This window comes from uncultured Duncaniella sp. (assembly GCF_910578445.1).
In the GTDB taxonomy this organism is placed as follows: Bacteria; Bacteroidota; Bacteroidia; order Bacteroidales; family Muribaculaceae; genus Duncaniella.
Genome location: NZ_CAJTQC010000032.1, coordinates 1 through 13,114 on the forward strand (window position 1 = coordinate 1; position 13,114 = coordinate 13,114).

Genomic DNA, 13,114 nt, shown 5'->3' on the forward strand with positions numbered 1-13,114 from the left:
CCTTAGTAACTACTTCCTATTTTTATTTTTGCCCAAAACGTTTAGGACAATATTGTTATGACTCACACAATTTTGCAATCATTTTGCCCTCTTGCTGCTCGATTGTCGTGATGTTTTGTATTATCGCATCTTTTACTGGTGTCGGGGGTGTTAACTTTGCCGGTAGATTGACAATTATATAAAATTTTTTCGTATCACAACAGACGGATATTTTTTGACACCCTTTTAATATTAATCTCTTGACATAAACAGGAAAGGAGCGAACAATGGACAGTAATAAATGAATTTATAATAAAATATGTTAGACAGACCGGGAAGTGAATGCCGTGATGTGTCCGTGTGCCTTAAATATAAAAAGGAGGTGTGCGGAGTTTTGTCCGCACACCTCCCGTTGGCTATGGCTTTGTATGGAGAAATTTCAGTATTATTCTTCGTACTTCTTCACGATGACAGTCGCGTTGTGGCCGCCGAATCCGAATGAGTTCGAGAGGGCTGCGCGCACGGGGCGGTTTTCTGCCTTGTTGAATGTGAAGTTGAGGGTATAGTCAATGTTTTCGTCGTTGTCGCCTTCCTCGTGGTTGATGGTCGGGGGAACGATGTCGTTCTTGACGGCGAGCACAGAGAACATTGCTTCGAGTGCTCCGGTTGCACCAAGGAGGTGGCCGGTCATTGACTTGGTAGAGCTGATGTTGAGCTTGTGGGCCTGATCGCCGAAGAGTTCAACGATGGCTTTTACTTCAGAGATGTCACCGACAGGTGTTGAAGTGCCGTGAACGTTGATGTAGTCGATGTCTTCGGGCTTCATGCCTGCGTCCTCAAGAGCATTGCTCATGGCGAGTTTCGCACCGAGACCTTCGGGATGGGTTGCGGTGAGGTGGTGAGCGTCGGCGCTCATGCCGCCGCCTGCGATTTCAGCATAGATTTTTGCTCCGCGGGCCTTGGCGTGTTCGAGTTCCTCAAGGATGAGGACAACAGAGCCTTCGCCCATGACGAAACCGTCGCGCGACGCGCTGAAGGGGCGCGATGCAGTCTCGGGTGAGTCGTTGCGGGTCGAGAGTGCGTGCATCGAGTTGAAGCCGCCTACACCTGCGGGGAAGATTGCAGCTTCCGCTCCGCCGGTCACAATTGCGTCGGCTTTGCCGAGGCGGATGAGGTTGAAAGCGTCGATGATAGCGTTGTTGGATGATGCGCAAGCCGAAACCACACCGAAGTTCGGTCCGTGGTAGCCATATTCCATAGAGATGTGGCCTGAGGCTATGTCGGCGATCATCTTGGGGATGAAGAAGGGGTTGTATTTCGGGCCTTGTTCAGCTCCGTTTACTGCATAGTAGCCGGCCTCTTCCTCAAAAGTGTGGAGACCGCCGATGCCTGCGGCGACGATTACGCCTACGCGGTCGCGGTTGAGGTTGGCTGCTTCTTCGATGCCTGAGTCGGCCACGGCCTGACGGGCTGCGACGATGCCATACTGTGCATAGAGGTCGAGCTGACGGAGTTTCTTGCGGTCGAAATGTTCATTAGCGTTGTAACCCTTGACTTCGCAGGCAAACTGGGTCTTGAATTTCGAAGCGTCGAAATGTGTTATGGGAGCGGCGCCGCTCTTGCCGGCTACGGCGTTGAGCCAAGTTGTCTCAACATCGTTGCCTATGGGGGTGATGGCTCCGAGGCCGGTCACCACTACTCTTTTTAATTCCATTGGCAATAATCTACAGTGGTTTGTGAAAGAAATATGTGCGGAATCCCGCTGTCGTCTGTCGTCTGTGGGGTTGACCGCAGAGGCTGAATTGAGAAGAAGGCTCCTCCGCGCGTATGTTGATTGGCGTGGGGAGCCTTTGTGGCTCGGTCAGAGCACTGGCCGTCTGATGGCCTGCAGACCGTTTTTCTTACTTCTGAGTGTTGGCCTCGATGTATTCGATTGCGTTCTGTACGGTGCTGATTTTCTCGGCCTGATCATCGGGAATAGTGATGCCAAATTCTTTCTCAAATTCCATGATGAGTTCTACGGTGTCGAGGCTGTCTGCGCCAAGATCTTTAGTGAATTCAGCGGTTTCTGTTACTTCGTTTTCGTCAACACCGAGCTTATCAACGATGATAGCTTTAACTCGAGATGCAATTTCAGACATAGCTTTGTTGTAATTGTAAGTTGATTAGTAAATTTCTTAATTTGGTGGCAAAATGCAGCGATTTTTGCATTTGCGGTGCAAAGTTAAGTATTTTTTGACAACTTTCAACTATCCAAACGTATAAAGATGTTAACGGAGCTTCGTTTTGCCGATTTTTAGGCCGTTTTGGCCGTCTCACTGGTCTATTTTGCGGATAGAAATTAATATCTCTGTGTTACAAACATGTTACGTTGTATGGCCGTTATATCCTAAAACGAAATTTTTTAATCAAATTTGTACCTAAATATCCACCAATATCCAACCTTATTTATTGTAAGATTATGAAGCTGAAATATTATCTTGTTGGTCTTCCGTTGATTGGACTTCTCGCCGCCTCGTGTGGAAACAGAAATGAAGTGCCTGCTGACAGTGAAATTTCTGAATTCGAAATACACAAAAAGCTGTTGACTGCCGACCGCAGTTACCGTGTGGTGACTGACTACGGGACGGTGTATCTTGAAATGTACACCTCTGTCCAGTGGCCTGAGAAATTTGGCGGCAATGACATAAAGGTGCTTCAGGATTCGGTGTTGAATTTCGCCTATTCCGACACCACTTCGGTTTCCATACACGATGCAATCCGGAAATATCTCGACGATACGTCGTTTCTGGAGGGTGTGAAAGAGATTGTTCCGGTCGATACGCTTCCGTCCGACTCGATGACTTATTTCAGCAGCGTGACAGGTTCGGTATTGGATCTTGACGAGGGGATGGTCACCTATCAGCTCGTGTCGTCGTCCTATCTCGGAGGTGCGCATCCGATGACAGCTACCCATCCGTTCACCTATGATTTCGCTGAGTCACGGGTGCTCGATAATTCAAACATATTCCGTCCCGGGACTCCGACCGATTCGATTGTCCCGGTCATCAGGGAGGCTCTTGCCCGACAGCTCGGAGTGCCTGTCAGCAGACTCAAAAACGAAGGTGTATTTGCCGACCAGCTGACCTATCCCGGCATTCCCTATATCTCAGGCAACACTCTCTATTTCCACTATGACCCATATGAAATCGGCCCGTATGCTATGGGCTCGGTTGATGTGGCCGTCTATCCCTATGAAATCGAACGCTTCCTTCAGCCTTCGGTGGTCCGTCTGTTTGACCAAGGCTTCTGATTTAGCCGCTTGACCGCGGTCTGTAAAAAATAGCGGCGGTTTTGCTGAAAGAATGTTTTTAATTTATTATCTTTGCCTCCGGGCGGAATTCGAATTCCGTCCGGAGGCAATTTTTAGATGCTTTTATAAAATCACCTAATACCTTAATAAACATATCAATGGAAGAAGTTAAAGTCATAGCCCGTTCGCTAATGGAATTTCTTGACAAAAGTCCTGTCAATTTTCTTGCCGTCAAGACTGTCGCAAGTCAGCTTGACGATGCAGGCTTTGTGCGTCTCGATCCGCGCGAGTCGTGGGAACTCCGGCCGGGAGGAAAATATTATATAACCAAGAACTCAAGCGCGATATTCGCCTTTGTGATATCGACTGAAGGTCCTGCATCGGGATTCCGCATCATCTCGGCACATTCCGATTCGCCCTGTCTGCGTGTCAAGCCCAAGGCCGAGATGATCAGCGACGGCGGAATCGTCAAGCTGAATGTCGAGGTCTACGGCGGCCCGATTCTCTATACATGGTTTGACCGTCCTCTCTCGCTGGCCGGACGTGTGGTCCTCCGTTCGGACGATCCGTTGAATCCGCGCACAGAGATTGTCAGGTTCGACCGTCCGCTGCTCACAATACCTCACCTCGCCATCCATTTCAACCGTGCTGTCAATGAGGGAAATCCTCTTTCGAAGCAGAAAGACATGCTGCCCGTGATAGCCATCGTCAGGGACGCAGCCGAAAAAGACAATATGCTTCTCCGCTGTGTCGCTGAGGCCGTGGGCTGCAAGATGGAGGATATACTCGACTTCGACCTCTCGCTTTTCGACACCACGCCGGCTTGTCTCGTAGGTCTCGACGAAGAATTCCTCACCTCCGGACGCCTCGACGACCTGAGCATGGTTCACGGTGCGATGACCGCATTGCTCGAAACCTCGTCGACGAAACAGACACGTGTGATGGCTATCTTTGACAACGAGGAGACAGGCTCGGGCACTAAGCAGGGAGCGGCTTCTCCTGTGCTGATGCAGCTTCTGCGCCGCGTTGTCGCCTGCCTCGGAGGCAGCGACGAGGACTATCTGCGCAGCATCGACAAGTCGTTTATGATTTCGGCCGACAACGCTCACGCCTACCATCCCAACTATCCCGAAAAATATGACCCGACCAATCATCCTGTGGTCGGAGGCGGACCTGTCATCAAAATCAACGCCAACTGCAAATACATGACCGATGCTGAATCGGCAGCTGTCTTCAAGTCAATTTGCGAGAAGGCCGGTGTGCCGTGCCAGTACTTCGTCAATCACAGCGACGTGGCCGGAGGCTCGACCCTCGGCAATATCCTGACCTCGCAGATCGATCTCCGCGGTGTGGATATGGGCGAAGCCATCTGGGCGATGCACTCCGTGCGCGAGACAATGGCAACACGCGACCACGCTTATACAATACGCGCTTTCAAGACTTTCTTTGACCTCTGATATTATAAAGGGTACAGGAAATTCATAAATTACCCCAAATAACAGATTCTTGTTTTCGCTAATCGGAGATTGCTGATTGAGGAGTCCTTCGTGACTCCATCACTCTCGCCGGATGCCTGAAATAAACAATCTGTTATTTGGGGTAATTTATGAATTTATGTACCCTTTTTAATTTTAGTACACTTCTGGTGGAGAAATACTGATCAGTGATGTTTCCTGTCCATTGCATACCACGCATAGGCGATGTAGGCGAGGACGAATGGAATGATGGCGGATACCCAGCTCATACATTTTAGCGTGAACAGGCTTGAGGAGCTGTTGAAGATTGTGAGCGACGACGAGGGGTCGATGAGCGAAGGATAGTAGGGGGTGTTGTTGTAGCCTGCCACCCAGAAAAGTGCGAGGACCACGAGGACAGTTCCGATGCCGCTCCACCATATTCCTGAAGTCCAGTGGTTGGCAAATGCGGAGCGGAGGATGGCATAGAGAACCATGACCACCCCGATAAGGAACGAGGCGAGCGCCCAAGGCATCTCGATGAAATTGAAGAAGTATTTGAATTCTCTCACGGTGAATTCGCTCTGTCGGCCGTTGATGCTGCCGTCGAAGGTTGTCTCAAGCGAGTCGGCGGTCAGCAGGAGTCCTGCGAATAGCAGGAAGAATATCAGGAACACGATTGCGTTGATGAAGACACGGCGACGGTTGGCACGGAAGAAGGTGTCGTCCTGACTGTTGTTGTTCATCAGATAGAGAGCGGCCTGAGTGCGTGCGAGAAAGAGGACTGCAAAGCCGAGAATTAGGTTTTTCCAGTAGAATATCGCCTCGAATCCGTGAGAGGGGGCCCATGTCGAGATGACGGGCGCGCTTGTGTCGAGCAGATTTCCTTTGGAGACGGTGAATTCAGCTCCGAAGAAGAACATCGACACTGCCACCCCGAGGAGGACGCAGCCGACACAGCCGTTGATGAAGAGGAACGTATCGTAGGTCCGTGTGCCGTAGAGGTTGCCTTTCTTGGCGCGGAATTCGTAGCTCACGGCTTGCAGCACGAAGCTTATGAGGATGAGCATCCAGAGCCAGTATGCGCCTCCGAAGCTGGTGGAGTAGAACAAGGGGAAGGATGCGAAGAATGCGCCGCCGAAAACGACAAGGGTTGTGAACGACAGCTCCCATTTGTGGCCGAACGAGCTGATCATGCGGCGCGAGGCTTCGGAATTGTCACTGACACCGAGCAGGAAAGTCTGTCCGCCCTGCACGAACAGCAGGAAGACGAGGATTGCGCCGAGTATGGAAATCAGCAGCCACCAGTATATCTGTAATGATTCAAGTTCCATGGGTTGATTGCATTTTAGGAGATGAATAATGCTTGTTTCTTAATACTCGTCGCGGTCAGATCCGTTGCGTATCTGGTTGATCATGATGGTGATTTCGGCGATGAGCAAGGCGGTGAAGACGGCCGCGAACATCCAGAACGTAAGCTGTACGGTCGATGCGGATATCGCGGATATTGCGGCTTTGTCGGGCATCAGGCCTTCGATGATCCACGGCTGACGGCCCACTTCGGCTGTCACCCATCCGGCTTCGGAGCAGATCCACACCACGGGGATGGTGAGCATGGCAATCCACTGCCACCAGCCTTTTTCCCAGATACGGTTGCCCTTGTGTGAAGTGAATACAACGATGACGAAGAACAGCAGCAGGTAGCCGCCAGCAATCACCATGATGTGGAATGAGTAGAAGGTCATTCCAACCGGTGGCACAGCCTCCTCGGGGCTGTCAAGATAGCCGTAGCCGAAATAGCGGTAGTCCTCCTTGAGTTTTGCGCGTGCGGCTTCCATGGCCGCGCGGTCGCCGTTGGTCATGGCTGTGTCGAATGCGCGCAGCGATTCGTGTGCGCGTTTGCCGATTGCTATGCGCTCGGAATATGAATCGGTTCGGATGGTGTCGCCCTCAGGTGTAAGCTCGATTCCGTTGAGCAGGTCGTCGATTCCCGGCACAAAGCTTTGAGGGTCATGGTTGGCGAGGATTGACAGACCATAGGGTATCGAGATTTCAAACAGGAAGGGGTCTTGGCCGTCGTTGGGCTTCTTCGATGGGTTGAGGATGCCGACTCCGACTATTTCCTGACCGACCTTGCCCTGATAGAGTCCCTCCATCGCAGCGAGTTTCATCGGCTGCACTTTTGCCACCTGCACTGCAGAGCCGTCGCCGGTCCAGAGAGTGAGCAGGATTCCGACAAGCCCGACCCACCCGGCGATACGGATTGAGTCGAGTGCGAATTCACGGCGGCGTTTTTTCATCATGTACCATGCGCTGACTCCGCAGACAAACACAGCGCCGACAACCCATCCGTCGAACACGGCATGGAAAAACTTGTTGATGGCCACAGGCGACAGCACGACGGCCCAGAAGTCATCCATGATGTTGCGCATCTGTCCGGGGTCAAATTCCATCCCGACGGGATATTGCATCCATGCGTTGGCGATGAGAATCCACAGGGCTGAGATTGACGCGCCCAGAGCCGTCAGCCATGTCGAAGCGAGATGGAAGCCGGGGCTGACCTTTTTCCATCCGAAAAACATCACGGCAATGAAGGTCGCCTCCATGAAGAAGGCGAGCAGCCCTTCGATGGCGAGTGGCGCTCCGAATATATCGCCTACAAACCAGCTGTAGTTTGACCAGTTTGTGCCGAATTCAAATTCGAGAATGATTCCGGTAGCCACGCCCATAGCAAAGTTAATTCCGAAGAGTGTCATCCAGAATTTTGTGGTGCGCAGCCATTTTTCATTCCGTGTGCGGTAATAGATGGTCTCCATTATGCCGACAATCACGCTCAATCCGAGTGTGAGTGGCACAAAGAGCCAGTGATACATGGCGGTGAGGGCAAATTGCCATCGCGACCAGTCGACTACAGTCATCAGATCATCCATAAGATTTAAGTAAGATGAGGTTAGTAAAATAGTTAAATTTGTGAGTCAGAGTTTTTGTGACGGTTCAGTCGTTTTTCATCGGTTGAGGAGTGAGGAGCGGACGGCTTCGGCTCTTTCGGTGTCGTTGTCGTAGTCGCGTTTGAGGATGTCGGGGAAGAAAAACAGTTTGAAAATAAAGAAAATAATGAACAGTTTTATGATTATCAGCAGCCACAGTTTTTTTCCGACCGTCATGTTGCGGAATCCGTCGGCATAGAATCTCACCACCTTTCCGGGCCATGCAGGGAAACGTGACAAGCGCCTGTCTGTATGAAGTGTGTTTTTGTGTGCCATACCGAACTGTCGTTTTGTGGCTTGTTGATGAACAATGTTATTTTCCTATAACATTCAATTGATGATTAATGTCGGAGGCTAATATACGAAATTTTCTATGGATATTAATTTTTTTGCTGTTATTTAACAGTTAGGATAATTTTAAGATGTTGAGATAAAAACTTATCTTTGTGCAATGAAAAGTGTCATAGATGCACGCGGCTTCATCTGTCGGAAACTGCGTGTCGGATGTCACTGACCTTGAATCAGCAATTTAAGAGTAATTATTTTAATTATAAAAAATGAAACGATCATTATTTTATGCAGCCGGCATGCTCATGCTGGCTTCCTGTTCGCAGGGTTCGAAATCAAGCTACGTGGTGACAGTCAATGCTGACCAAGAGCTTAACGACAAGACAGCCTATATCATCGACTTCGATACCGAAGAGAAGCTTGACAGTGCTGTTGTGGCCGGTGGTGTGGCCTCCTTTACCGGCGAAATCAGCACACCCCGCCTCGTGGCTCTTTCGATAGACGGCAAAGGTTTTGCAGAGTTCTATCTTGAACCGGATTCGATTCTCATTCAGAACGGAGCGGTTGAAGGTGGTGAGCTTAATGACAAGAATCAGGCCTACTGGACCGAGCGCATGGCAACCATCGAAGAGTTCCGGAGTCTTCCTGACTCAGCTCAGCAGGCGCGCTACGAGGAGTTCCAGTCGCGTATCAACGACGCGGAAGCCAAACTTCGTGAAGAGAATATGGATAACCCTCTCGGTTATTATTATTTCATTGCCGGCCCTGCCCGTCAGATGAGCCTTGCGCAGCTCGACTCGGCTATCGCCGCCCATCCTTCGCTCGGCGAATACAAGCGTATCCAGAAAATGCGTCAGGCATTTGTCAATCAGGAGGAGACTTCGGAAGGCAAGATGTTCAAGGATTTCGAAGTTACCTACAATGATTCTACTTTCCGCCTGAGCGACTATGTCGGCAAAGGCAAATATGTCCTTGTTGATTTCTGGGCAAGCTGGTGTGGTCCGTGCATCCGTCAGACAGCCGTTATAAAGGATCTCTATAAGGAATACGGTCCTAAGGGTCTTGAAGTAATCGGTGTGGCTGTATGGGATAAGCCCGAGGATACTCTCAAGGGTATAGAATCACACGGACTTCCTTGGAAAAATATTATCAACGCCCAGAGCATCCCGACTGAAATCTATGGCATTCAGGGTATTCCCTGCATAATCCTCTTCGGCCCTGACGGCAAAATCATCAGCCGTGACAAGCAGGATGATGATCTGCGCAATGATGTGGCTAAGGCTATGGAGTCGGCTAAGTAAAATGGCGCTTATCTGAAACAGGCGTCATCGCAACAGCGCCCGGTCTGAGTTGGAATGCTCAGCCGGGCGTTTTCTGTATCGGTCGCTTTCACCATCGAACCTGTTGGGGCAGGGGTTGAATTTCGGTGGCACAGGATGTTTGGCTATCGGTGTTTCCGCTCGATGTCGAGGAGGAATCTTTTGGCGGGAAGTCCTCCTCCATAGCCTGTGAGAGTGCCGTCGCTACCTATGACCCTGTGGCATGGGACGAAGATTGAAATAGCATTTGCGCCGTTGGCATTGGCCACGGCCCTGACGGCCGCCGGGTTGCCTATGCGCCGTGAAAGAGATGAGTAGGACTCTGTCGAGGCGTAAGGGATGTCGAGTAGGTGTCGCCACACTTCTTCCTGAAAGGGAGTGCCGGCAAACAGCAGCGGTATGTCAAACTCCATTCGTCTGCCTGAAAAATAGTCGTCGAGCTGCATAATGGCTTTTTCATTGCAGTCCGACAAGCCTGATTCTGTCCGGCAGCCAAGGCGTTTTGAAATCCGGTTCAGGATGGCTGCGTGATGCCGCCTGTCAGTCCAGTCACACAGACATAGCCTGTCGTCATAACTGCCTATCTCAAGATTGCCACATGGCGAGGCGTAAGTTGTCAGATATATTTTCCTATCCATTGTTGTCTTCGGGGAAATCTTGTCGTAAGAAAAAAACTCACTGCCCGACAGGGAAATGGTCGGGCAGTGAGTTTTTTGTTTGTGTGATTCGTCAGCGTTGCGCTTATGCCTTCTTGGCATTGCGGCGGTTGTCGGTGATATAAGCCACGGGTGCTGCCACATAGATTGTAGCGAGTGTGCCGATGATTACACCGAATATCATTGCGAATACGAATGAGCGGATGGCATCACCACCAAGGATGAAGATGCAGAGAAGTACAAGGAGGGTTGACGATGAGGTCATGATTGTACGTCCGAGTGTCGAGTTGATCGACGAGTTGATGGTGGTGAAGAAATTCTGCTTGGGATAGAGACCTACGTTTTCACGCACACGGTCGAAGACTACCACGGTGTCGTTGATCTGATAACCGATAACTGTAAGGATAGCGGCGATAAACGACTGGTCGATTTCCATAGCGAAGGGGAATACGCCCCAGAAGATTGAGTAGAAACCGATGATGGTGAATGCGGTGAATGCGACTGCTGCGAGTGCGCCGAGCGAGAAGGCGATGTTGCGGAAACGGAGCAGGATGTAGAAGAACATGGCGAGGAGCGCGAGGATGACTGCGATGTAGGCATCGGTGCGCATGTCGTTGGCCACGGTCGGACCTACTTTCTGCGACGACATGATGCCGATGTTCTCGTTTGTGGTCGAGAAGTCCTCGATGCTCATGCCGTTGAGCTCGTTCTGAAGTCCCTTGTAGAGAATCTGGGTGATTTCGTTGTCGATACCTTCTTCGTCAGAGTCGATCTTGTAGTTGGTCGAGATGCGGACCTTGGTGTCGTCGTCGATGGTGATGACACTGAGCTGGGCTCCGTCGAAGAGGGGTGCGAGCTGAGCCTGAAGTTCGTGGGTCTTGACAGGATGGTCAAACTGAACGACATAGTTGCGTCCGCCTGAGAAGTCGATACCCTGATTGAGACCACGGGCGAAGAGTGAGATGATTACCACGAGCACCACTGCGCCTACGATGCCGAAGCTGACCTTACGAGCGCCGAGGAAGTTGATGTTTGTGTTAGAGAACATCTTTGATGAAAGGGCGGTGGTGAAGGTGAGTTTCTCGAAGGGCTTGGTCTTGGCACACATTATATAGATAAGGCGTGTCAGGTAAACCGCAGTGAAGAACGAGCAGATGATACCGATGATGAGGGTTGTAGCGAAGCCCTTGATAGGACCTGTACCGAAGAGGAGTAGGATGACACCGGTGATGATAGAAGTGAGGTTGGAGTCGAAGATGGCCGAGAATGCGTTGGCATAACCGTCGGCGATGGCGGTGCGGATGCTCTTGCCTGCGCGGAGCTCTTCTTTGGTACGCTCGTAGATGAGCACGTTGGCGTCGACAGCCATACCGAGTGCGAGCACGATACCGGCGATACCCGAAAGTGTGAGCACTGCCTGGAACGAGGCGAGGATACCGAAGGTGAAGAAGATGTTGAAGATGAGCGCGATGTTGGCGATGAGGCCGGGGATGAAGCCGTAGAAGAGGCACATGAAAACCATGAGCAGAACGATGGCCACAACGAATGACCACATACCCTGCTGGATTGCCTGCTCACCGAGCGACGGACCGATGACAGTGTCGGAGATGATGTCGACCTTAGCAGCCATCTTACCGCTCTTGAGCACGTTTGCAAGGTCCTTTGCCTCGTCGGTGGTGAAGTTGCCTGTGATTTGTGAACGTCCGCCTTCAATCACCGAGTTAACGTTGGGGGCTGAGTAGACCTGATTGTCAAGCACGATTGCCACCTGCTTGTTGAGGTTGGCGGCAGTGATGCGTGCCCACTGGCGTGCAGCGTCGGGCTTCATGTTCATCGACACGTAGTTACCGCCCTGCATAGCGTCATAGTCGCTTGTTGCGGCAGTGATTACGTCGCCGCTGAGGGCAGGCTTGCCGTTGGAAGTCTTGAGGGCTACGAGCTGATAGATGTTGACGTTGCGCTTGCCACGTACAGAGTCGTCGATCTGTACGACCTGCGGTTTGAATTCCCATGCAAGCTTGATGTTTGCGGGGAGGATTCCTTTGGCAACAGGCGATGCGAGGATGGCATCGATGGTGTCGCGGGCGGTGTCGAGTGCCGATCCGACAGTGATGGTGGGACCACCTACCTGAAGGAAGTAGTCGAAGAGACCTTTGCCGTTGCCTGTGGTGTCGTTGCGGAGGGCATTGTCAATGTTCTGGAGCATCGGAGCGATGTCGGCGAACTGGGCGGTCTCGTAGAATTCGAGGTTGGCGCTTGATTTGAGAAGCTCACGCACACGGTCGTGTTCTTTCACGCCGGGGAGCTCGAGAAGAATCTGGCCGTCTTTTTCAAGTTCCTGAATGTTGGGGGCTACCACACCGAACTGGTCGATACGTGTACGGAGGACGTTGGTCGAGCTGCTTACACGGTCCTTGACTTCCTGACGGAGTGAATTCTTGATAGCGTCGAAGTTGTCGCCACGCTTCACCTGATCCTTGAACACGACTGAAAGGTCGCCCTGCGGATCGAGCTTGCGGTATTCGTTGCAGAACACGTCGATGAAGTCGTTGCTCTTGTTTGCGCGTGTGATTGAATCGGCGCTTGCAACGGCACGCTCGAAGTAGGGGTTGCCCTCTGCGTTGGCCATTGAGCGAAGGATGTCGGGGACTGAAACCTGGAGGGTGACGTTCATACCCCCTTTGAGGTCAAGACCGAGGCCTACGCCGAGTTTCTGTACTTCGTTAAAAGTATAGCCTAAATAAACCTTTTCGTTTGCGATGTTTTTGATGTACTCGCTGTAGGCTTTACGTTTAGTTTCAGGGCTGTTGTTGTCCTTGGCCGCTTCGATGGCTGCATATTCCGACGCTTTCTTCTCGTAGTGGTTTGTAACCAGCGAGAATGAAAGGTAGAACAGGCAGATAAGCACCATGAAGATGGCAATCACGCCTGCAACAACACTACCCAAAGATCCTTTGCTTTGCATGTGGTTGAGTGATGTATTAAAAAATAGTTAGTTAATGATTTTTATTGATCGGTTTTCATGGAATAAGGGGGAAGCCCCCTAATTTCAGCTTGCAAATATACGAAATTTCTTTTAATTAGAGCTATTGGCGTGGACTTTTTGCCTCTTTTTTGGTCAGAAGGGGTGGCAGGGATA

General features: G+C 51.0%; 10 protein-coding genes. 3 read left to right on the top strand and 7 right to left on the bottom strand.

The window, feature by feature from the left end; all coding sequences use genetic code 11:
• Positions 1 to 424 precede the first annotated feature (424 nt).
• Together fabF and QZ311_RS10905 are read right to left on the bottom strand one after the other, a co-directional pair.
• Complete coding sequence (fabF, locus tag QZ311_RS10900; protein WP_297067784.1) at positions 425 to 1,693, bottom strand: beta-ketoacyl-ACP synthase II; 1,269 nt, start codon at positions 1,691 to 1,693, stop codon at positions 425 to 427.
• 187 nt (positions 1,694 to 1,880) lie between these two features.
• Positions 1,881 to 2,120, bottom strand: coding sequence for an acyl carrier protein (locus QZ311_RS10905; protein ID WP_123614068.1), 240 nt, complete (start codon positions 2,118 to 2,120; stop codon positions 1,881 to 1,883).
• Between the two features lie 320 nt (positions 2,121 to 2,440).
• Here QZ311_RS10905 and QZ311_RS10910 point away from each other — a divergent pair, with 320 nt between their 5' ends.
• Positions 2,441 to 3,271: a DUF3298 and DUF4163 domain-containing protein gene (locus tag QZ311_RS10910; RefSeq protein ID WP_297067787.1), complete on the top strand. Its 831-nt coding sequence runs from the start codon at positions 2,441 to 2,443 to the stop codon at positions 3,269 to 3,271.
• A gap of 158 nt (positions 3,272 to 3,429) precedes the next feature.
• On the top strand, positions 3,430 to 4,728 hold the full coding sequence (locus tag QZ311_RS10915) for a M18 family aminopeptidase (protein ID WP_297067790.1): 1,299 nt from the start codon (positions 3,430 to 3,432) through the stop codon (positions 4,726 to 4,728).
• A 203-nt stretch (positions 4,729 to 4,931) separates the two neighbouring features.
• Here QZ311_RS10915 and QZ311_RS10920 read toward each other — a convergent pair whose 3' ends face one another.
• The 3 genes from QZ311_RS10920 to QZ311_RS10930 all read right to left on the bottom strand — a co-directional run bounded on the left by QZ311_RS10920 (position 4,932) and on the right by QZ311_RS10930 (position 7,988).
• Positions 4,932 to 6,059 (bottom strand): cytochrome d ubiquinol oxidase subunit II, encoded by a 1,128-nt coding sequence (locus tag QZ311_RS10920; protein WP_297067793.1) that lies wholly within the window; start codon positions 6,057 to 6,059, stop codon positions 4,932 to 4,934.
• A 39-nt stretch (positions 6,060 to 6,098) separates the two neighbouring features.
• Positions 6,099 to 7,655: a cytochrome ubiquinol oxidase subunit I gene (locus tag QZ311_RS10925; RefSeq protein ID WP_297067796.1), complete on the bottom strand. Its 1,557-nt coding sequence runs from the start codon at positions 7,653 to 7,655 to the stop codon at positions 6,099 to 6,101.
• Positions 7,656 to 7,730: 75 nt separating this feature from the next.
• Positions 7,731 to 7,988: a DUF4492 domain-containing protein gene (locus tag QZ311_RS10930; RefSeq protein ID WP_297067799.1), complete on the bottom strand. Its 258-nt coding sequence runs from the start codon at positions 7,986 to 7,988 to the stop codon at positions 7,731 to 7,733.
• A gap of 281 nt (positions 7,989 to 8,269) precedes the next feature.
• Here QZ311_RS10930 and QZ311_RS10935 point away from each other — a divergent pair, with 281 nt between their 5' ends.
• Entirely contained in the window at positions 8,270 to 9,301 is a 1,032-nt protein-coding gene (locus QZ311_RS10935; RefSeq protein WP_297067802.1) for a TlpA disulfide reductase family protein, read from the top strand.
• A gap of 143 nt (positions 9,302 to 9,444) precedes the next feature.
• On the opposite strand, the gene QZ311_RS10940 is transcribed toward QZ311_RS10935, so the two are convergent.
• Both QZ311_RS10940 and secD read right to left on the bottom strand, forming a co-directional pair.
• Entirely contained in the window at positions 9,445 to 9,957 is a 513-nt protein-coding gene (locus tag QZ311_RS10940) for a methylated-DNA--[protein]-cysteine S-methyltransferase (protein WP_297067805.1), read from the bottom strand.
• 103 nt (positions 9,958 to 10,060) lie between these two features.
• Positions 10,061 to 12,940 carry a protein translocase subunit SecD gene (gene secD / locus QZ311_RS10945; protein ID WP_297067813.1) on the bottom strand — a complete coding sequence of 960 codons (2,880 nt, stop codon included), beginning with the start codon at positions 12,938 to 12,940 and terminating at the stop codon, positions 10,061 to 10,063.
• Between the last annotated feature and the right edge of the window lie 174 nt (positions 12,941 to 13,114).